Here is a 20475-nt window from a genome sequence, read left to right on the forward strand (position 1 = left end):
TCAGAAGCGCACGGTGAGGCGGAACGGGTCGAGGGCGGCGCGCGGCGGGGGCTGCTTGCGCGGGGCGCCGGCGGGATCGCGGTCGAAGACCATCACGAGCACGCCGACGCCCGCCGCGAGGAGGCCGGCGCCGGCGACGATGTCGCCCGCGAGCGCCTGGGCGCGCGCGGCGTCGGCCGCATCCCCGTCCCGCGTCGGTGCGTCCGACGCGCTCGCGACCCCGAGCAGCCCGATGGCCGCGCCGGCCGCCACGGTGGTCAGACCGCCGGCGACCAGCACGATCGGCACCACGCGGCTCGGCGCAGCGTCGGGCGCGGAGCTCGGCGCGGCGCCGCGCAGGACCGGTCTGGCCGGAGCGACGCTCGCTGGAGCGCTCGTCGAGGACACCCTCGGCCCGGCGGGCGCTGCCGGCGCGACGACCTCGCGCTCGAGGCTCAGCACGACGACGGCGCGGCTCCCCGGCGCCGCTGCGACGCTCCGCTCGGCCTCGCGGTAGCCCGGCGCGCTCGCGGTCACCGTGTGATCCCCCGGGTTGACCGGGCGCGGGCGATCGAGCGCCGCCGCGGGCACAACGACGCCGTCGATCTTCACCTCGAGGCCGACGGCGTCGCCCGGGGAGAGCCGCAGCTCGAGCGCCGAGACCTTGTGCTCGAGCTCCTGGATCGCCTGCCGCGCGAGCTTCTCGTACCCTTTTGTCGCAGGGGCGGACGGCTCGACAAGGAACGCGCGGAAGTTCTCCAGCGCCTCGACGAGCTGCCCCGTCTGCTGCTGGGCCACCCCGAGGCTGTAGAGCGTGATCGGCGCGCGCTTGATCGCGAGCGAGCGCTCGTACCGCTCCCGCGCCTGCTCCCAGCGCCCCTGCCTCGCGAGCTCGGAGGCCTCGATGAAGATCTCGCGCGCGACGGCGACGTCGGCCGCGCTCTGGGCCGCGGCGGGCGCGGGGGCGGCGAGCATCGCCGCCGCGACGAGGAGCGCCAGGGCGCCCGAGAGCGGGCGCGTCCGCCGCGGCGTCACGGCCTGAACCGCTCCCCGTCGGGCACCAGCGAGAACCCCTCGAGCCCGGACCACAAGATGAGCTCGGTCCCCGTCCACACGCCCACGCCGTAGGTGTGCTGTTTGCCCGCGGCCGACATGTTCGCTCCCCACGCCATCGTCATCGGATCGTACAGCTTCCCGTCTCGCCTGAGCGTCAGGCCGCTCCGCCCGCCGGCGACGAGCGCGTGCGCGCCGGTCCACCCGGTCCAGCCGGTGCGCCGCTCGACGCGGCTGCGCTCCGAGGGAGCCCCCTTGTCGTCGATCCCGCGCCACGCGTCGGCCACCGGATCGTAGATAGCGCCGCCCCTGCGGGCGCCGCCCTCCTGGTCCTGCCCGCCCCAGACGAGGAGCCGATCGCCCATCCAGACCGCGAACGCTTCGGTCCTCGGGCTCGGCGCGTCGGCGCTGGGCAGCGACCGCCACACGTCGGTGGTGGGGTTGTAGGCGTACCCCTCGTTCGTTGTCGCCTCGCCGGCCTCCCCGCCGAACAGGTAGAGCTCCGTGCCCGACCAGGCCCACGCGACGCCTTCGCGCGCGGGTGCCGCGCCGGCGCTGGAGGCCGGCGTCCATGCGTCGGCGACCGGGTTGTAGAGCCCGCCGCCGGCGACCGGGGCGCCGCCCTCGTTGCCGCCCCAGATCAGGAGGCGCGTGCCGGTCCACACGCCGATCGGCATCCGCCGCGCCGCGGGGGCGTTGGTGGTGCTCATCGCGCGCCAGGTCCGCGTCGCCGGGTCGTACACGCCGCCGGTGGACAGGCCGAAGGGGCTCGCGAACGAGCCGCCCCCCCAGACGAGCACCCGGGAGCCCGTCCACGCCGCGGCCGCGAGCACGCGCGGCGAGGGGGCGCCCTCGTTGCCCAGCGTCGACCAGGTGTCGCGCGCGGGATCGTAGAGCGCCCCGTCGCCCACGTCCCCGACCGACGTGCGGCCGCCCCACAGGAAGAGCGCGTTCCCGATCCAGGTCGCCGCGGCCATCTGCCGCGGCGCGGGCGCGCCGGCCCTCGTCATCGGGGCCCACGCGGGGGTGCACTGGCCGGTGCGGCACTCGCGCCCGCTCAGGCAGGCGTTCCCGCACGCGCCGCAGTGCTCGGCCGAGCCCAGGCTGACGCACTTGCCGTCGCAGGCCACGAGGCCGCCTCCGCAGGGCGGGATGCAGGCGCCGCCGGAGCAGATCTCGCCCCCGCTGCAGTCCGCGCTGGTGCAGCACTGGCGGCACGCGACGAGGCTGCAGCACTGCTCTCCGTCGGCGCAGCCCGTGCTCTTGCACCTCGCGCCGCCGTCTTCGCACACGTCGGCGGTGCAGCCGTCGCCGTCCGAGCAGTCCTCGTCCGAGCAGCAGGCGCGGCAGGCCGTGCCGCAGTCGTGCGGCGTGAGCGCCCCGCACGCGCACGCGCCGGACACGCACACGGCGCCCGGCTTGCATGCGGTGCTGCACGCGCCGCAGTGCCGCGGATCCCTGGTGAGATCGGACTCGCAGCCCGGGGCGATCGGGTCGCAGTCCGCGAAGCCCTCGTCGCACACCAGCTCGCCTCGGTCGCAGCGCTGGTGCGGCCCCGCGGCGACGCCGCACGCGCCGCAGTGGAACGGGCTGAGCTGCGTGTCGACGCACGAGGAGTCGCACACGGCGAGGCCGGCGGCGCAGCCGGCGGCGCACGCCACGCCGTCGCAGTAGGCCGCCTCCGGCGCGCACCGCACGTCGCACGCGCCGCAGGTCGTCGGGTCGATGGCGATCGCCTCGCAGCCGGGCGCGCCGTCGCAGTCGAGGCGCCCGCTCGCGCAGGCGCAGCCGCTGCTTCCATCGCAGATCATGCCGCTCGCGCAGGCATCCCCGCAGGCCCGGCAGTCCGCCTCTGTCCCGAGCGTGGCCTCGCAGCCGTCGTCGGGCGAGCCGTTGCAGTCGGCGTACCCCGGAGCGCACCCGCACACGCCGGCCCGGCACTCCATGTTCGGCCCGCAGGTGACGCCGCAGGCGCCGCAGTTCGCGCGATCCGAGGAGCCGTCGATCTCGCACCCGGTGTCGTGGAGGTTGTCGCAGTCGAGGAGCGGCGGCGCGCACGCGCACTGCCCCGCGTCGCAGATCGCGCCCGAGGGGCAACGGAGCGAGCAACCGCCGCAGCGCTCGGGATCGCTCTTGAGATCGACCTCGCAGCCGTTGGTGACGACGTTCCCGTCGCAGTTGTCGAAGCCGAAGACGCACTCGGACGAGCAGTGGCCGCCCACGCAGAGGGTGTGCGGGCACGGCACGCCGCACGCGCCGCAGTGCGACGGGTCGTTCAGCACGTTGGTGCACGACCCGCCGCAGCACGACTCCCCGTCGCCGCACGCGTTGCCGCAGGCGCCGCAGTGCTCCCGGTCCTCGCCCAGCGCGACGCACGTACCGCCGCAGCAGGCGCCGTCCGGGCAGTCCGGCGCGCAGCCGCCGCCCGTCGAGGTCGCGCCCTGGCCGCCCTCGGAAGGTTTGTCGGAGAGGGCGCTCTCCGCGAGCAGCGAGCAGGCGCCGGTGAGCACGGCCAGCGCGAGCAGCAGCGGCCAGCGCGCGCCGGTCGTCGGCCTTCGATGTCGCGTCTCGCGCGCGGGGCTTTCCTGGGAAGACATCGCGACGCTAGAAGTTCGGCCGGGCCGGGACCGGCAAGGCAGCGCCAGAGGTCTTCGCGCCCGCCCGTGAGGGCGCGGTCCGTCGCGAGCCGGCGCTCCGGGGCGCCGGCGCGGGCTCCCGCGCGTGGGCGCTCGCGGTGGGGCTCTCGGCCGGTCCGAGGCGGGCCGCGCCGGCCGAGGGCTGCGGCTCGGCCGTGCGGGCTGGCTCGGGGCGGCTCTCGGGCGCGGGGCCCTGTGCGGTCGATGGTGCGGCGGCGGCCTGCGGCTGGACCTGCGACGCAGCGGGCGGCGCCGCAGGCGCGGGCTCGGCGCTGCCGTCCCGCGCGGTCATGGCGCGCAGGGAGAACAGCGCGGCGCCGAGGATCACGAGCGTCGCCAGCCCCGCCGCCGCGACGACGGCGACGCGCCGCCGGTCCCCGGTCGGGCGAGCGGCCTCCTGGTGGACAGGGTGTACAGCGACCTCCTGGTGGTCCTCGCTGCTCCTCTGCGCCCGCACCGCCGGCCGCTCGGAGATGCGCCGCTGCTGCGCCCGCAGCGCCGGCCGCTCGGAGAGGGGCCGCTGCTCGCCGTCGCTCAGCCAGTGCACGGCGAGCGAGGTCCCGGTCACGTCCTCCACGACGCCGTTCTCGGTCGCCCAGCGCGCGAGCGCGACGCCCATCTCGCGCATGGTGCGCCACCTGTTGAAGCGCTCCTTCCCGAGGCCGCGCGCGATGATGGCCCACAGCGCCTCGTCGCCCACGCCGAGCGCGGTGATCGGCGTCGGATCCTTGACGAGGATCGCCGCCACGAGGTCGTGGTAGTTGCCGCCCTGGAACGGCTTCTGGCCGGTGATCGTCTCGTAGAGCACCACGGCGAACGCCCAGACGTCGGTCTGCCCGTCGACGTCGGTGATGCCGCGCGCCTGCTCGGGCGACATGTAATCGGGGCTGCCGAGCACCGTGCCCGCCTTGGTCATCTCGCCGCTCGCCGTCTCGCTCCACACCTTGGCGATGCCGAAGTCCACGATCTTCGGGGTGATGTCGCCGCGATCGTTCTTCACGAGGAAGATGTTCTCGGGCTTGAGATCGCGGTGGACGATCCTCCGGTCGTGCGCAGCGGCGACGGCGCTCGCGATGGGCAGGAGGATGCGGAGCGCCGCCGTGGGCGAGAAGCGCTTCCTGCGCTCGATCGCCTCGACCAGCTGCTCTCCCCGGAGCACCTCCATCACGATGTACGGGTCGCGGTGCTCGGACTCCCCGAAGTCGATCACGCGGACGATCGAGGGGTGATCGATCCGCGCGGCGGCGCGCGCCTCCTGGTGGAGGCGCACCGTCGCCTCGGTCGAGTTGACCTCGCGCCGGATGAACTTGATGGCGACGTCGATGTTGAGGACGTCGTTGTGGGCCAGCCACACCATCCCCATGCCGCCCTCGCCGAGGACGTAGCGCAGGCGGTACTTGCCGCCGATCACGTCGCCCTCGCGGTAGATGCGCCGCGCCGCCTTCCCCGGAGCGGGCGACGGCGTGCCGGCCTCCGGAGGCGGTGTCACGAGGGACGGATCGATGAGCTCCGGGTCGAGCGAGTCCGGAGCGCTGGCGCGCGGGAACGCCGCAGACGAGGCGAACGAGCGGTTCGCGCTCTCGGGCCGCGGGGTCGAGTCCGTCGACGAGGCGGGCGCGGAGGAGGAGCGCGGCGGCATGGAGCGAACGCAGTCTAACTTTGCTGGCCTCGCACAGCCATGGTCTCGCGCACCTGTACGTCGCTGCCTGCCCGCGCGCCGCTGCCTGCCCGCGCGCCGGCGCGCCGTCGGCGCATGGTCAGCGCGTGATCCATGCATGATCAGCGTACGATTCCGCAGGGATGCGAGCGCTCGGCGCGTGCGCACACATCGTGCGACGTGCGCCGTGCGCCGGCGGGGCGATGGCCGGACTTGTGCTCCACGAGGATCTTCACCCGCGGGCCGATGCGCACGGTGAGCGGGCCCGCGTGCTCGTGCACGTCGCCGTCGCAGACGTAGTGGACCACGCCCGACCTGGCCTCGAGCACCGCGCGCCGGGCGATCTTCTCGAACGTGTGCGCCTCGCCCATCGGCCGCGCCCGCCAGATATCGGGCAGCTTCCTGACGAAGCCGAGCGCGGAGGTGTGGATGCCCAGCATGTGGAAGCTCTCCGGGCGCTCGTCGTGGCGGTGGAACGGGCGGAACCCGAGGCCGATCTGGTCCACCGTGCCGGCGGCGACGGCGAGGTAGTCGCGGTCCGGGAACGCGGAGCCGTCCTCGAAGTGGACGCGGCCCTGCCAGCGCGCGGCGACCTGGGTGCCCGTATTGAGGAGCACGGCGGCGCTCGCGCGGGCGAGGACCTTGGCGGCCCAGAGCGCGCTCCGCTCCTCGCTGCGGTTGTACTCGGCGATGAAGCCGTGGACGCAGCCGGTGCCGAAGATGAAGCCGTAGTGGGCGCCGATCTGCATCACGTGGCGCTCGATCCAGCGCAGCGGGTGCCGGCCGCGGTCGGTGTAGCGGGCGATGAGCCCCGCGAGCAGGCCGTCGGGGCGCCCGCGGGGGACGCCCACGGCGTTGGCCACCGTGTTCATCGTCCCGCCGCGCAGGAAGGCGATCGGCGGCAGCGGCTCGTTCTCGTAGACGTCGAGGAAGCCGGTGATGGTCACGTGGTTCGTGCCGTCGCCCCCGGAGATGCCGAGCACGTCGATGGAGAGCTTCCTGAAGTCCTCCGCGATCCGGGCGAGATCCTCGCGGGAGCGCGCGGCGCGGACGACGCCGTGGTCGCCGAGCGCGCGCGCGAGCCGGACCGCGGCGCGGGGATCGCTCAGGTTCTGGCGCGAGCGGGGGTTGATGATGACGCCGATGCCGCCCATCTAGCGCCGGCCTCGCGGCGACTTCCACCGCGGGTTGAGGTGGACCCGCACGACGTCCGCCATCAGGCCGAGGTGGGCGCAGTGATCGGGCTTGTCGTCGCCGGTGTACCCGCGGACGTGGAAGTCGCCGCGGTCGAAGCGCTGGATCATGTCGAGGCCGAGCACGTCGGCGCGGGAGGAGCCCCTCGGCTTGCCCCGCAGCTGCCGCACGATGAAGTCCGCCGTCTCCGCCGTCGACGCGTAGCCGGGCGGCAGGATGGAGGAGTGGCTCATGAACATGAACGCCTCGCCCGCCGCGGCGCGCCTCGCGAACGCGATGAACGGCTCGATCTGCGCGACCTTGAGCTTGTGCTGCTGCTCGTCGGCGTACCCGGCGTGGAGCGAGTCGAGCAGCACGAGGGCGTCGACCCGCTTGCCGGCCGGCTGCCGCAGGATCTGCTCGACGGCGCCGTAGCCCGCGCTCCACGACGAGAGGCCCAGCTTGCGGATGTAGGCCTTCTTCTTGCCGGTCTTCTTCGCGACGGCGCGCTCGATGCTGTCGAGCAGGTTCTCGAAGACGTACGGCGCCGAGAACGCGCTCGAGTACGCGCCCGAGCCGATGCCCAGATCGATGCCGACGAGGACGGCGCCCTCGGCGGTCTTCACGAACTCCTTGCGGAGCGCCTCGTGGCCGTGGAAGTGGATGATGACGTCGAAGCCGCCGCGCTTCGTGACCCCGCCCCGGTGGGGCATGATCATCTGCCCGATCGAGGGCGCGCGGGACCACCGGTCGTAGACGCCCCAGCCCGGATCGGGCGTCATGCAGGGGTTGATGTCCCCACGGCGCTTCTTCGAGGGGGTGGCGCGGCTGCTCGTCGCCCCGGGCCTGTCGCGCCGCGCCGCGCTGCGTTCGGCCGGATCGCGCGCGTCCGAGGCCGCGCCGCCGGCGCCGCCCGACGGCGCGCCGGCCCCGGCGGCTCCGTCCGTCGAGGGCGCGCCGCCCTCCGCCGGAGGGCTGTCGGCCTGCGGCGCGGCGGCCTGCGCTGCGGCCGGAGGGCCGTCGGCCTGCAGCGAGGCGGCGTGCGTCGCGGGCGGAGCGTCGTCGGCCTGCGGCGCGGCGGCCTTCGGAGTGGCCGTGTCCTGCGCCGCTGCAGGGGGCGCGGCGAGCCACCAGGTGGCGGCGAGCAGCGAGAGGAGCGCCCATCGCCCGGACGGCCGGCGGGCCTGCAGGGGGTGTCTCATGTCGGGAGCGCCTCCATTCCATGGAACGGCGTGCGGATCGAGCGCTCGGTGCAGGGCCGCCGCCGCGCTGTGTTCGCGGGGACACCCCGCGGGAGTTCTGTGGTCGTGCGGAGGGTAGGCGCGACCCCTTGCGCCGGCCGGCGTCACGCTGCCGGCGTCACCCTGGCGGCGGCTTCCCGTGGGTGAGGGCGGCGCCCGCGTCGGCGGCGGCGAGGATGCGCTCCTCGGCTTGGGAGGCGAGCTTCTCGACCGCCGCGGCGGCGTCGGCGGGGGGCAGCGAGCGGAGGAACTGGATGAACTCGAGCTCGAGGCCGGGCTTCACGCCGCTCAGGACGAGCACGATGGGGATGGCCGGCTTCTCGACCTCGGCGAGCTCCGTGGTGCGGGCGCGCCAGCGGCCCGCGCCGAGGGCGAGGCGGAAGGCCCACTGCGCGCCGAGGCCGATGAGGAGGCCCGCCATGACGCCCGCGACGAACAGGTCGGCGTCCCTCGGGGCGAGGAGGGCCGCGGAGAACCCGCCGATGGCGGCGCCGATCACGAGGCCGGGCTCGCCGCTGTTGTGCGTCGCGGCGGTCTTCAGGATCTCCGCGGCCTGCATGCCCGGGCGCCCGCTGCGGACCGCGTCGCGCAGCGGGAGCAGCGTCGCGAGGCGGCGCATCGAGGCGGCCCGCACGCCCAGATAGCTGATGAAGAGAGCGCAGACCGTCAGCCCGACGCCGACGCTCACGGCCACGCGCCGCGAGAAGACGCCCTGCGGCAGCGGCTCGCGGACCATCGCGGTGAGCGCGCGATCCCGGTCGCGCTCCGCGTTCGCCTTGAACGCCGCCTCGGCGTCCTTCGTGGCCTGCGCGACCTTGTCGGCCGGGATGTCGGCGATGAGCGAGAGCAGCTGCTTCGCCGCCTCGAACTGCTCGGCCTCCGCGGCGCCCGGCGGCGTGATCGCGGCCGCCTTGGCGATGGCCTCCCAGGCGGGGATGGCGTTCACCCGAGCCCCGAGGAGCGCCTCGGTCGCCTCGCGGCAGCCCGACAGGGTCTTGATCTGCTTGTAGAGCGGCTGGGCGGAGGCCCACGCGCCCTGCTTGTCGGGCTCCTTGGGCTTCGGCGGCGGCGGCGCGTTGCGGGGCGCGCGCCCCTTCGTGCTGGTCGCCGGCGGCGGCGGCGGCGCGGGGGGCGCCTCGCCCGGGTCGGGCATACGCGCCGATTTCGCGGCCGCCTTGAACAGGTCGATCTCGACGATCAGCTTCTCGCCGGCGAGGGCGCACGCCCGCGCGGGCGCGACGCGGGCCTCGGACTCCTCGGCCTGGCGCCGCGCGCCCGGGTCGGGGACGAGCCTGCCCTCCACGGTGACGAGCCGGAGGACCGCCACGGCGATGCACAGCACGAGGATGGCCGAGGCGATGAAGGTGGCGCGGACCTCCTCGCGCCGGGTGTACTCGTTCACGCTGGCTCCCTCGGAAAGACCGGAGATGAGCAAGGCGCCGGCCGCGTCGGCGCGAGGTCGGCGCGCGTGAGCGCAGCCGCACGGCCGGAGCGGCACGAAGCGCCACGATCGGCGTCGCCGCCGTGACGGCAGGGGGACACCGAGGGAGCGTGAGCCCGTCGCATGCAGTTCACCGTTTAAACCAGATGCCGGACCGATACCACAGCGTCGCTCGCGATGGCGTCCGCTGCGTCCTCGCCGCCTCACGGCCTCACGGCGCCGCGGCCTCACGGCGTCGTGTTTGCTTCCATGGTCGGGCGCGGCGGTCGGGCGTCCTGGAACTTGCTCCGTCCCGGGACGCATCGTGTAAGGGTGCGGAGAAGGCGTGGAGGCTGCCGTTACATCCCACAAGCCCGTTGAGCCCGCGGCCCCGGCGCGCACCGCGCTGCCCGAGCCGGGAGCGGAGGCGCCGAGGCGTGACGCCTCCTCGGAGGCGCCCGGTGAGGCGGCGTCGCCCGGCGCGGTCGCGGGAGGGGCGCCCCGGGGCCTGTGGATCTCGTCGACCTACTTTGCCGAGGGCCTGCCCTACGCGATCGCGCACAAGGTGGCGGGGGAGTTCTTCACGGCGGCGGGGGCGAGCCTGGAGATCATCGGGCTGACGTCGCTCTACGGGCTCCCGTGGAACCTCAAGTTCCTCTGGAGCCCGCTGGTCGACCTCCACGGCAGCCCGCGGCGCTGGCTCGTGGCGGTCGAGATCGCGCTTGTCGCGATCGTCCTCGGGCTCGCTGCGGCGGCGGACAGCGGCGCGATATGGCTCGTGGCCGCGCTGTTCGGGGCGGTCGCGGTCGCCGCGGCAACGCACGACATCGCGGTCGACGGCTTCTACCTGCAGGCGCTCAACAAGGACGCGCAGGCGGCGTTCTCCGGGCTGCGGGTCGGCGCGTACCGGCTCGCGCTGCTCGCGGGCGCGCTGCTTGTCGCGTTCGCGGGCTGGGCGTCCTTTGGCGCGGCGTTCGCGGTCGCGGCAGGCGGGCTCGCGCTGCTCGCGATCGCGCACGCCGCTGGGCTGCCGCGCCCGGCCGCGACGCCCGGGGCCGGCGCCGCGCCCGGAGCGACCGGGCTGCGGCGCTACATCGAGCCGTTCCGTGTGTACCTGCGGCAGCCGCAGATCGCATCGAGCCTGGCGTTCATCCTCTGCTACCGGGCAGGGGACGCGCTCATGTTCGCGATGTCGTCGCCGCTGCTGAAGAGCCTCGGCCTCGACACGGCGGCGCGAGGCAACGTGGGCGGGGTCGGGACGGTCGCCTCGATCGCCGGCTCGATCCTCGGCGGGGTGATCATCAAGCGGTGGGGGCTCGCGCGGACCATCTTCCCGATCGCGCTCGTGCAGAGCCTGGCGATCCTGCTGTACGTGGCGCTCGCGTGGGCGCGGCCGGCGCTCCCGTGGGTCGTCGCGCTCGTCACGCTCGAGCAGCTCGCCGCCGGCGTCGGGACGGCGGTGCTCGCGGTGTTCCTGATGCGGCGCTGCGTGGACGGGTACAAGTCGTCGCACTTCGCGATCGGGTCGGCGCTCATGTCGGTCTCCGCGACGTTCGCCGGCAGCGCGAGCGGCTACCTGGCCGCCAGCGCGGGGTTCACGGCCTTCTTCGCGATCGCGTTCGCGGCGTCGATCCCCGGGGTCGTCCTGTCGCGCCTGGTGCCGCGCGACTAGGTCCGCGTGTCATAAATCCCGCCGGGATGGCTGACCCGCGGAACCAGGGCGGCCGGGGCCGGAGGGGACCGCCCTATCCGGCGCGCGCCCGCGAGCTCCACCGGAGCGCGTCGGAGAGGACGTCGGCGACGGCGGCGAGCGCATCGTCGCCGCCGATGCGCTCGATGAGCGGCGCGAGCTGCTCCACTCCGCCCCAGCGGCTCAGGGTGGAGACGAGCTGGGCCCGATCGGTCTCCTCGCCGAGGCTCATGGCGAACAGCCTCGCTGCGTCCTGGACCGACATCCAGGGCGCGCAGCTCACCACGCTCGCCAGACCGTCGGTGTCCTGGTCATCGTGGTAGGCAGCGACGGCGCGCGCCGCGATCTCGGGGCGCGACGGCCAGGGGGCGGCGTGACACAGGGCCACGAGCGCCGTGATCCGCGTGTACTCCGAGCCGCCTCCGCCGCGCTCCGCGACGTCCACCGCTGCGTCGAGCCCGAGCACCTGGATCGCCTCGGCCGCGTGATCGCGCACGAGCCCCGCGGCAACCCAGGCCGGATCGATCGCGGCCACCGCCTCGCGCGCTGCTTGTACGAGGGAGCGGCCGCCCTCCGTCGCCGCGGCGCGCAGCAAGGGGTGAGCGGCGAAGATTCCACCCCCGCAGCGCTCCCTGATGACGTCGAGCGCGCACCCGGGCGCGCCGAGCTCGGCGAAGCGCACGGCCACGGCGCCGGCGGTCGGGAGGGCCTCGTCCAGCAACCTGCGGAGCTCGGCCACCCCGAGAAAGGAGAGCAGCGCCGCGGTGCACGCGTCGATGTCGTGCAACTCGGCGCCCTCGTCGTGGTCGACGAGGAACGCACCGAACGACGCGGAGACAGCGCGGGCGCGCTCCTCGCTGGCCAGCTGTGGCAGGAGCGGCGCCAGCGCGTTCGCGCGCGACGTCGGTGGGAGGGACATCGCGGCGCGAAAGAGGGCGAGCGCCTGGTCCGGCCCGACCCGTTCTGCCGTGGCGAGCTGGGCGAGCGCGCCCCCCGGCCTCGCGCTCGAGAGCGCGCGCTCGTGCGGACGCCGAAGTGATGCGGGTCATACGGCGTGCCCTGGGGCCACGGGCCCGCCGAGAGCTGCGCGAGCGCCTCTTCCTCGAAGGCTGCGCCATGGACGCGCCCAGCGTGGACGACGAGCTTCAGCGTCCCAGGGCTCGCGATCGAGCCGAAGAAGCGCTCGATGACCGTGCTCTTTCCCGCGCCGGGCGGCCCATGGACGATGCACGCCGCCGGGCGGCGCGCCTCGTGCCAGGATCGCAGCGCTTCGAACGCTTTGGACTGACCCTTTCCAAAGAACCGCCCCACCATCGCGCGCTCCTGAGCCTGGGAAAGAGGCATCATCGCGGTCCAGATGCAAGAGTCCTCGATGGCCCTCTCCGAGCCGAAGGCGCGCGCCGATCGCGCGCTGAGCCTGGTCTCCCTCGGCCTCCTGGCGCTCCAGGCCGCGCTCGACGCACCCGCGTTCCCGCGCGCGACGCTCGCCGTCGCCGTGGTCGCGGCCCTGGTGGCGCTGCTCGCGGTCCGCGTGGCGCAGGGGCCGTCGCGCGCCGTCGCGGCGCTCGTGGCGTGCATCGTGGTGGCGATGCGCCTCGGCGTCGTCTGGCAGCTCGCCATGATCCTGGCGCTCGCGGCCTACGGCGGCCTCGCGCGGCTCGCGCCCGCGCTGCGTCCGCCCGAGGGCTGGCGCGCGGCCGGCGGGCTCCCGAAGCGCTGGACGGCGCTCGTCGGCGGCGTCACGCCGGTCGCGCTCGTCGGGTGGCTCGCGCTCGCCCGGCCCGACCTCCGCGACATCACCGGCTCGGAGCTGCTCCAGGTGTCGACGCCGTTGCTCATCGCGGGAGGCGCGGTCTTCGCCGTGCTGAACGCCACGCTGGAGGAGGTGATCTGGCGCGGCGTGCTCCAACCCAGCCTCGCGGCGGCGTGGGGCGCGCGCGTCGCGGTGGTCCTGCAGGCCGCCTCGTTCGGCGCGCAGCACGCGCACGGGTTCCCGCGGGGGCTGCTGGGCGTCTTCCTGGCGGGCAGCTGGGCCGTGATGCTGGGCCTGTTGCGGCAGCGCTCCCGCGGGCTCCTTGCGCCCGTGCTCGCGCACATCGTCGCGGACGCGACGATCGCCGCCCTGGTGATCGGCATGCTCCGCTGAGCGCGTCAGGGCCGGAGCCCGAGCAGATCGAACGCGCCCAGCAGCGCCGAGCGCGTCCAGGACCCCCGGCCGCGGGGCGCGCGCCGCGAGGCGGGCAGATCCCAGAGCCGCTCGAAGTGCGCCGCGAACGCGGCGACGAAGGCCGGATCGCGGGTCTCGAGGTCGGTCTCGAGCCACGCGCGCGAGAACGAGTTGGGCGTGAAGTTGGCCTGGCCGCCCACGAGCATCGGCCGAGCCCCCAGCCGCGCCGCGGTCTTGAGGTGCATCATCGCACCGCCGCGCGAGTCGTGCACGCGCAGCGCGAAGCGGTCGGGCCACCGCGCTTCGGCCTCGAGCGCGCGGGTGATCCCGTGGTGATTGACCAGGTTGCGGATGAGCCACGCCGCCGCGGGCGGCAGCGGCAGCGCGTCGATGGAGTCGATGAGCACACGCACCCGGGCGCCGCGCGCCGCCGCGCGCTCGAGCGCCTCGAGCATCGGCAGGTCCGAGAGGTACGTGGTCGCGACGAGGAGCTCGTCGCCCGCCTCCGCGCCGTCGAACAGGTCCGTGAGGCGCTCGCGGATCGCCTCGTGCTCGACGAGCGCGCACGTCTCGTCGCCCGTTGCGGTGAGCGCGCCGGGCGGCGGGAGAGGGACGCGCAGGCCGCCGGCGTACCCCGGCACCGGCGCGAGCGTGGGCGCCGGGGAGGCGCGCTCGGTCCGGAGATCGTCGGGCCCGGCCGCGGCGCGCGCGGCGTCTGCGACGAGCGCGTGGAGCGCGGCGCGGCCCTCGGCGCCGATCGCCTGCGGAATGGTGAGCGCCTCGCCGATCGCCGCCATCGCGACGCGCCAGAGCCGGCGGGCCACGGCGCCCGTCAGCCAGAACAGGTTCTCGTGCCAGTCGAACGCCGCGTCGATGAAGTTGTGCGACGTGATCGCGCCGGCGCGCCCGCCGTCGATCACCAGGTTCTTCCGGTGATCCTCGACGTTGTGCAGCACCTGCCAGCGGTTCTGGTGCTCGACCCAGTCCTCGATCGGCACGCGCGCGTGGTCGAGGTGGAAGTTCATCCGGGGCAGGAGCCGGCGGCGCCGCTCGAACCGCGCGCCGAACAGGCAGGCGTTCAGCACGAGGACGCCCGCGTCCGCGAGGCGCCTCCGCACCGGCGCGCCGCGGCGGCGCGTCAGGGCGGGGTTCGCGGGCGTGTTGCTGTCCAGGATCACGACGATGGTCACGTCGGGCCGCGCGCGCTTCTTGGCGATGAGCCAGTCGGCGACCGTGTCGGCGTAGGGGAACGCGCCCGGGCGCGGCAGCAGCGTGGTCTGGTCGCCGTTCGCCGCGAAGAGGTACATCTGCAGGACGACGCTCCGCTCGGCGGCCTCGATGAGGTCGCGGCACGCGGAGAGGATGCCGTGGCTGTCGCCGATGTACGCGAGCCCGGAGCTCACGCGGGATCCGTGCGCAGCGCGCGCCGCAGCGCCCAGCAGAGGGGCCGCGCTCCCGCGAGCCCGCGGCCCTCCAGCTTGCGCGTGAAGCTCTCGGTGCCCCAGCGATCGGACTGCGTCGGGGCGCGCGCGCCGAGCCGCCGCCGCTGCGCGGCGTCGAGGCCCAGCTCGCTGCCGGCCGAGGCCACCAGGCGGCGCCAGGCGTCGCCGACCACGCCGTCGACGTACACGAGGAAGGGCAGCGCGAGGGCCGTCTGGATCGCGGCGAGCCAGCGCGGACAGCGCTCGTTCAGGTGCAGGAGCACGCGCTCGTCGATGGCGACGTGCGGCGCCTCCTCGCGCGCGTGCAGGGCCATGATCTCGGCGACGAGCGCCGCGCTCTGGTCAGGCCGGGCCTCGATCGCCCGCGGCACGAAGAGCGTGATCTCCTCGAAGTACCACGCGAGCAGGAAGAACGTGCCCGCCGGGGCGAGGCGCAGCGCCGCGTCGTCACCGCGGCTCCAGCGCAGGAAGCGCGGCGGGGCCGCGTCGGTCGGGTAGAGATCCGGCCGGAGCCTGTGCAGGAGCCGGCGAAACATCTCCGCGTGCGTGCGCTCCTCGGCGACGAAGCGGGCGACGACGGGCGCGGACAGGTACGGCGCGCGGTGGGCCGACCGATCGAGGTACCGGATCACGTAGCCCTCGAAGTGGATGAACAGCTCGCACGTGAAGCACGCGAACAGCCGGTTGATCGCGACGCGCTGGCGCTCGGTGAGCCCGAGGCCCGCGACGTCCATGTAGTGCGCCTCGGGGATCACCAGCGCCTCGGGCGGGATCGGGCGCGTCCAGTCGATGCGGTCCCAGCGCCGGCGCACCGCCGCGTGGACCCTGTCCTCCCTCGCGGCGGCCTCTCCGTCGTGGGGCGGCGTCCGAGGGCTGCCTTCGTGGCCGGAGAGCGTGGGATCGGCGGAGATCTGGAGGCTCACGATGGGACCGTCCTCTCGAACGATGCGACCGCGCGCTCGTCTGCGTCCGCGGGCGCTGGGCCGGCCGCGGGCGCTGGCGGCGACCACGTGGGCAGCTCGCACAGCCCGCCGCCGAGGAAGAGGTGGTGCCACAGCTGCGTGGTGACCACGGCGGTGTAGCTCCCGTCGGCGACGATCCGCCGCGGGGCGAGCGCGGGCAGGATCCGCTGGAAGCGCTGCTCGCGGGCGACCTTCGCGGGCGAGAAGTAGCCCGTCTTTCGCAGCGACTCGGGGCTCATGAGCTGCGCGATCCAGCGGGGCTGGGGCCCGAGCGCGCAGAGCGCATGGGCCTTGAACATGCCCTTGGGCGGGTCGGCGACGTCGCGCGGGAGCACCCGCCGCGCCACCTCGCGCAGGAGCCACTTTTCCTGCAGCCCGCGGAGCTTGTACGCCGGCGAGAGGCCGCTGGAGAGGTCGATGAAGGCCTCGTCGAGGAAGGGGTAGCGGTGCTCCACGCCCGAGCGCATCGCCGCGCGGTCGCCCTTGCCCACCAGGAGGTGTCCGGCCAGCATCAGCTTGTACTCCACGTAGAGCGACCGATTCAGCGGATCCCAGCGGCGCATCCGCGCTGGCGCGATGTCGAGCTCGGAGAACGGGTCGTGGCCCGCGACGCGCTCGGCCATCGTATCCGAATAGAACAGCCAGCGCGCGCGGGAGAGCGGCTCGTACAGGTCGAGGAGGCTCGGGCGAACGTCGCCGAAGTGGGCCTGGAACGTGGGCGCGGGTGTGCCAGGCGCCGCGAGCTCGGCCAGCGTGGTGCGGATCGCGCGTGGCAGGGCGGGGTGGACGCGGGCGAGGCACTCCATGGCGCGGTGGGTCTTGTGCCAGACGTAGCCGCCCATCGCCTCGTCCGCGCCCTCGCCCGTGAGCACGACCTTGAACCCCCGGCGCGCGGCGCGCTCGGCCAGCAGGAGCACGCACCCGTCGGCCGTGTCCATCACGGGGCCCTCGGCGGCCTCCACCACGCGCGGGAGGGCCTCGAGGATCTCCGTCGGCGAGGGCACCAGGGTCTCGAGCCGCGCGCCCAGACGCGCCGCGCTGCGGGTCGCGCGGCGGCGCTCGTCGGGCCCGGCGCCGTCGAAGCCGACGGTGAACGACGCGATGGGCGCGTCGCCGCGGGCCTCCCGGGCGAGGCCGAGCACCAGCGTCGAGTCGAGCCCGCCGCTCAGGTACGTCGCCACCGGGCCGTCGGAGACGAGGCGGCGCTGCACGGCGTCGCGCAGGCAGGCGCGCGTCTCCTCGATCAGCGCGTCGAGCGAGGCCACGCGCCGCTCCTCGCCCTGGGCCGGGAAATCCAGGTCCCAGTAGCGCCGCTGCTCCACCGCGCCGCCCTGCGCGCGGAGGTAGTGCCCGGGCCAGATCGAGCGCACGCCGCGGAAGCACGTCCGCTGCGTGCCCGCGGCGAACAGCGAGAAGACGTGGTCGATGCCCGCCGGATCGGCCTCGGGGCGTACGAGCCCGCTCGCCAGGATCGCCTTGATCTCCGAGGCCCAGAGGAGCCAGCCGTCCGCCTCCGCGTAGTGGAGCGGGCAGATCCCGATCCGGTCGCGGCCGAGCAGCAGCGTGCGCGCCTCGCGATCCCAGAGCGCCACGGCGAACTGCCCGCGCGCGCGGGAGAACGCGCCCTCGCCCGCGTCGAGGTAGAGCCCGGGCCACAGCTCGGTGTCGCACCGCGTGCGCAGCGTGTGCCCACGTGTAGCGAGCTCGCGGCGCAGCTCGGCGTGGTTGAACAGCTCGCCGTTGTACGAGGCCCACACGCGGCCGCCCGCGTCGGCCATCGGCTGGCGGCCGCCTGCGACGTCGACGATGGCGAGGCGCCGCGTGGCCATGGCGATCCCTGGCGCTGAAAAGGAGGCGCCGTCGTCCGGGCCGCGGTGCCGCACGCTCGCCGCCATGCGGTCGAGGCGCGCCGGATCGAACGTGCGTCGCCCGGCGAGGTCCAGCGCTCCGACGATGCCGCACATGATCGAGCGTTACCTCCCCGTGTCCCCGAGCAGATGCCGCCGGAGCCAGCGCCAGCCGAGGCGGGGACCGAGGCGCACCGCGACGGCGCGCACGAGCGGCCGGCTCGCGCGCGCGTACGCGGCGTATCCGCGCCAGATCCGCAGCGTTGCGCGCTCGATCGCGAGCGCGTCGCCGGGCGCCGCGCAGGCGTCCATGAGCCGGCGGATGGCCTCGATCGACCACGCGGTGTGGCCCGACGCGGCGTTGTCGATCGTGTTGTGCAGGTCGAAGAAGTACGGGTCGATCCGGTGGCGCCGCAGGATCGCGGCGGCCATCGCGTACCCGCGCCCGATGCCGGCCATCTCGATCGCCAGGTTGAGGCCGAGCAGCTCGGGCAAGAGGTCGGTGGACCCTTGCGCGAACGCGAGCCAGAGCACGGGCATCGAGAACGCCTGTGGGAGGAAGTCGGGCCGTTCGATGAACGCGCGCGCGTCGCACGGCGGCAGCGTCACGCCCTGCTCCGCGAGCGCCCTGCGCAGCACGTTGCCGTGGTGCTGGGCGGGCACGCCCGCACCGAGCTCGTCGCGGTAGATCCGGAGCAGGAGCGGCGCGACCGGCGTGTGGAGCGCGCTGGGGGCCGTCATGCCCTGGAGCCAGGCGCCGTCGATCACGGCCGCCGGCGCGAGCTGGGTGAGCAGCCAGACGGCCTCGTCACGCGTGATCTCGCGCGCGATGCCCGCGTCGTCCGGGGGCTGCATGGGGTCGCGCGCGGGGTGTGGGGCCGCATGCGGTCCCACCGTGGACCGCGCGTGGGGGTGCCCTTCCTCGAAGATCTGCTCGCGCAGCCGCGCGTCGACCCAGCGCGAGAGCCCCGCGGCGGACCAGGGCCAGCGCCCATCCGCGGCGAGCCGGGCGGGGGACACCTCGGTGTGCACCTCACGGAGCATCGCTTCGACGTGTGCCCGCGCGAGCGCGCCCGCCTCGCGGTCCACGTCCCCGGGCCCGCGGGCGCAGAGCAGCCGGTAGTACAGCTCCGGCAGGGGGAGCCCTGCGCGCACCTGCGCGCGAGGCGTGGATCCGCCTCGGCGATTCACGTCGATCGAGGGTCCCTCGTGATCGACGCGCGGCGAGCCCTCACGCTCCTCCGCGACGCGCGACGCGCGCCGCGCGGAGGGCGGCCGGAGGTTCCGGCGCCTCGATCAGCGCGCGGATCCAGGCGCGCATCACGTCGACCTCGGCGTCGGTGAACACGCCGAACATCGGCCCGCCGAACTGCACGGAGCGCGTGACCAGCGGGCTCTCGTCGGGCCTCCCCGGCACGATCCAGGGCGAGCGCGCGAGGCGCAGGAGGACGCGGCGCGCGTCGAGCCGCGCCGGATCGAACGCGTCGTCGAGCGCCTGTCCGTCGATCCGGACGCGGCCGTGAAATCCGAACGCGTGGCGCGCCTTCGCCTCGACGAGCGCCAGCATCGCCTCCCACGCGGACGGCGGGGCGGCGCGCCGGAGCGACGCCAGCCACGCGCGCCGCGCGGCCCAGAGCGACCAGGCGCCGCGCCACACGCGCGACCAGTCCGGCGCCCCGCCCGCGGCATACGCATCGAGGCACCGTCGCGCGAGATCGCGGGCCCGGCGGTCCGTCTCCGCGCCCTCCGCGTGCTCGGTGAAATACAGGCCGTCGCAGCGCGCGCGCGACGCAGCCCGGCGCACCGCTGCGGGCGGGCCCAGCACCGTGGCCGCCGCGTGGTGGCCCAGCGCCTCGGGCAGCCTCGCGGGCCCGAGCTGCGCGGCGCGGAGTCCCGGGATCGCGAGCGCGAAGTCCGCGTCGGCGAGGCAGACGGAGCGCTCGAAGGTGGGGCTCCCGAGATCGGGCAGCGCGAGCCCCGCGGCGGCCAGCGCGGCGCCGTACAGGGCGCCGTGGTGCCGCGCGGGGTCGCCCTCGCCGCACTCCAGATAGAACGCGTCGAGGCAGGCCGCGCCGAGCGCGCCGTCCGCGTGGCGCACGCGCACCGCCGCGGCGAGCCAGCACCCGTCGAGCAGCGCGGTCGGCGCGTAGCCGAGCAGGACCCGCGCCGGGTCGACGCCCTCGTCGCCGGGCGCGCCGCATCGCTCGTCCTCGTCGCGGAGCGCGGTCAGGGCCGCAAAGAACGCCTCGATGCCGTCGGGGGCCGCGGCTTCCGGCGCGGGCTCGTCCGCGAGATCCTCCGGGGCAGGCTCGCCGGCCCGCAGCCTGCGGTAGATCGCGCGCGGCCATGCGTCCGGAGCGCGCGATCCAGGGCTCGCCGCGCGGTCTGATGCCGGGGTATGAAGGGCGTTCATACGACCGGACGACGCAGGCTGCCGGCGCCTACCCGCATCCGAACGACGTTATGCGGGCGCGCGATCGGCGTCCACACAGGGCACGGATCTCACGTGAGCCGCTGCAGGAGCCCCGCGAGCCCCAGCGCCACCAGCGCCCAGCCGAGGCCGCGCACCAGCCGCCCGTGCCATGCGCCGAGCCGCTCGCGGTAGCGCGCCAGCAAGCGCCCGAGCGTCGTGAACCAGCTCACCACACCCGCGGCCGCGCCCACTGCGAGCGCGGCCGCGTGGGCCGGCGCGACGGCGGGCGCGAGGGCAGGGTACGCGCGGAGCACGGCGCACGAGGCGATCCACGACGCCAGGAACGACGGGTTGAGCGCGACGAGGACGAACCCGGTCAGGAGCGCCGATGTCGCGCGCCCGGAGGAGGGCGCCTCCGAGGCGCGCCGAGGCGCGAGCGCCAGGGCGAGGCCCATCGCCACGACGAGCGCGGCGCCGCCCGTCCGCAGGGCGCGATCGATCGCGGGGTGCGCCTCGAGGACCCACCCGAGCCCGCGCGCCGCGGCGAGCGCCCAGAGCCCCTCCGCGAGGGCTCCTCCGACGGCGAGCATCAAGACGCGCCGGGGCTGCCCCGCGAGCGCGGCGGCCACGAGCAGCACGGCCAGCGGCCCCGCCGCCGGGATCGAGCCGAGATAACCGAGCAGGAACCCCACGACGAGCGCGAGCGCCATGGTTCATCCTTATCAGCGTGCACTTCATCAGCGTGCACTTCGTGCTTTCACTTGAGCGCGGATCCATGCCTCTTGAGACGATTTG

The 20475-nt window shown here is 75.0% G+C and carries 15 protein-coding genes; 2 read left to right on the top strand and 13 right to left on the bottom strand.

The features are described from left to right. The 6 genes from WMF11_RS11620 to WMF11_RS11645 all read right to left on the bottom strand — a co-directional run bounded on the left by WMF11_RS11620 (position 1) and on the right by WMF11_RS11645 (position 9141). Positions 1-1014, bottom strand: coding sequence for a hypothetical protein (locus WMF11_RS11620; protein WP_437908470.1), 1014 nt, complete (start codon positions 1012-1014; stop codon positions 1-3). Beyond that, positions 1011-3629 carry a Kelch repeat-containing protein gene (locus WMF11_RS11625; protein ID WP_437977495.1) on the bottom strand — a complete coding sequence of 873 codons (2619 nt, stop codon included), beginning with the start codon at positions 3627-3629 and terminating at the stop codon, positions 1011-1013. Before WMF11_RS11625 ends, WMF11_RS11620 begins: the two co-directional genes overlap by 4 nt. Before the next feature lie 7 nt (positions 3630-3636). Continuing rightward, positions 3637-5307, bottom strand: coding sequence for a protein kinase domain-containing protein (locus WMF11_RS11630; RefSeq protein ID WP_437908472.1), 1671 nt, complete (start codon positions 5305-5307; stop codon positions 3637-3639). 140 nt (positions 5308-5447) lie between these two features. Beyond that, positions 5448-6479 (bottom strand): diacylglycerol/lipid kinase family protein, encoded by a 1032-nt coding sequence (locus WMF11_RS11635; protein ID WP_437908473.1) that lies wholly within the window; start codon positions 6477-6479, stop codon positions 5448-5450. After that, positions 6480-7700: a hypothetical protein gene (locus tag WMF11_RS11640; RefSeq protein WP_437977496.1), complete on the bottom strand. Its 1221-nt coding sequence runs from the start codon at positions 7698-7700 to the stop codon at positions 6480-6482. 157 nt (positions 7701-7857) lie between these two features. After that, positions 7858-9141: a hypothetical protein gene (locus WMF11_RS11645; RefSeq protein ID WP_437977497.1), complete on the bottom strand. Its 1284-nt coding sequence runs from the start codon at positions 9139-9141 to the stop codon at positions 7858-7860. A 364-nt stretch (positions 9142-9505) separates the two neighbouring features. Between WMF11_RS11645 and WMF11_RS11650 the strand changes: the two genes are divergently transcribed. Continuing rightward, positions 9506-10831, top strand: a complete 1326-nt coding sequence (locus WMF11_RS11650; RefSeq protein WP_437977498.1) for an MFS transporter — start codon at positions 9506-9508, stop codon at positions 10829-10831. A gap of 73 nt (positions 10832-10904) precedes the next feature. Here the strand turns inward: WMF11_RS11650 and WMF11_RS11655 are convergent, their stop codons facing one another. After that, complete coding sequence (locus tag WMF11_RS11655; RefSeq protein WP_437977499.1) at positions 10905-11768, bottom strand: hypothetical protein; 864 nt, start codon at positions 11766-11768, stop codon at positions 10905-10907. Positions 11769-12221: 453 nt separating this feature from the next. Between WMF11_RS11655 and WMF11_RS11660 the strand changes: the two genes are divergently transcribed. Beyond that, positions 12222-12995, top strand: coding sequence for a CPBP family glutamic-type intramembrane protease (locus WMF11_RS11660; protein WP_437977500.1), 774 nt, complete (start codon positions 12222-12224; stop codon positions 12993-12995). 5 nt (positions 12996-13000) lie between these two features. Here WMF11_RS11660 and WMF11_RS11665 read toward each other — a convergent pair whose 3' ends face one another. From WMF11_RS11665 to WMF11_RS11690, 6 genes are all read right to left on the bottom strand, one after another. Next, positions 13001-14419 (bottom strand): phospholipase D-like domain-containing protein, encoded by a 1419-nt coding sequence (locus WMF11_RS11665; protein WP_437977501.1) that lies wholly within the window; start codon positions 14417-14419, stop codon positions 13001-13003. Then, entirely contained in the window at positions 14416-15381 is a 966-nt protein-coding gene (locus WMF11_RS11670; RefSeq protein ID WP_437977502.1) for a diiron oxygenase, read from the bottom strand. The genes WMF11_RS11665 and WMF11_RS11670 overlap by 4 nt, the downstream gene beginning before the upstream one ends. Continuing rightward, positions 15378-17384: an asparagine synthase (glutamine-hydrolyzing) gene (gene asnB / locus WMF11_RS11675; protein WP_437977503.1), complete on the bottom strand. Its 2007-nt coding sequence runs from the start codon at positions 17382-17384 to the stop codon at positions 15378-15380. The genes WMF11_RS11670 and asnB overlap by 4 nt, the downstream gene beginning before the upstream one ends. A 9-nt stretch (positions 17385-17393) precedes the next feature. Next, positions 17394-18422: an iron-containing redox enzyme family protein gene (locus WMF11_RS11680; RefSeq protein WP_437977504.1), complete on the bottom strand. Its 1029-nt coding sequence runs from the start codon at positions 18420-18422 to the stop codon at positions 17394-17396. Positions 18423-18498: 76 nt separating this feature from the next. After that, on the bottom strand, positions 18499-19680 hold the full coding sequence (locus WMF11_RS11685; protein WP_437977505.1) for a hypothetical protein: 1182 nt from the start codon (positions 19678-19680) through the stop codon (positions 18499-18501). Between the two features lie 89 nt (positions 19681-19769). Beyond that, positions 19770-20390, bottom strand: coding sequence for a LysE family transporter (locus WMF11_RS11690; RefSeq protein ID WP_437977506.1), 621 nt, complete (start codon positions 20388-20390; stop codon positions 19770-19772). Between the last annotated feature and the right edge of the window lie 85 nt (positions 20391-20475).

Origin of the sequence: Sorangium sp. So ce295, assembly GCF_051527405.1 — a bacterium.
Taxonomy (GTDB): domain Bacteria; phylum Myxococcota_A; class Polyangia; order Polyangiales; family Polyangiaceae; genus Sorangium; species Sorangium cellulosum_B.

What these genes read in the sequence shown, in the direction of transcription:
- WMF11_RS11625 (WP_437977495.1), bottom strand. Translation starts at nt 3,629, where the DNA reads ATGTCTTCCCAGGAAAGCCCCGCGCGCGAGACGCGACATCGAAGGCCG.
- WMF11_RS11630 (WP_437908472.1), bottom strand. Translation starts at nt 5,307, where the DNA reads ATGCCGCCGCGCTCCTCCTCCGCGCCCGCCTCGTCGACGGACTCGACC.
- WMF11_RS11635 (WP_437908473.1), bottom strand. Translation starts at nt 6,479, where the DNA reads ATGGGCGGCATCGGCGTCATCATCAACCCCCGCTCGCGCCAGAACCTG.
- WMF11_RS11640 (WP_437977496.1), bottom strand. Translation starts at nt 7,700, where the DNA reads ATGAGACACCCCCTGCAGGCCCGCCGGCCGTCCGGGCGATGGGCGCTC.
- WMF11_RS11655 (WP_437977499.1), bottom strand. Translation starts at nt 11,768, where the DNA reads ATGTCCCTCCCACCGACGTCGCGCGCGAACGCGCTGGCGCCGCTCCTG.
- WMF11_RS11660 (WP_437977500.1), top strand. Translation starts at nt 12,222, where the DNA reads ATGGCCCTCTCCGAGCCGAAGGCGCGCGCCGATCGCGCGCTGAGCCTG.
- asnB (WP_437977503.1), bottom strand. Translation starts at nt 17,384, where the DNA reads ATGTGCGGCATCGTCGGAGCGCTGGACCTCGCCGGGCGACGCACGTTC.
- WMF11_RS11685 (WP_437977505.1), bottom strand. Translation starts at nt 19,680, where the DNA reads ATGAACGCCCTTCATACCCCGGCATCAGACCGCGCGGCGAGCCCTGGA.
- WMF11_RS11690 (WP_437977506.1), bottom strand. Translation starts at nt 20,390, where the DNA reads ATGGCGCTCGCGCTCGTCGTGGGGTTCCTGCTCGGTTATCTCGGCTCG.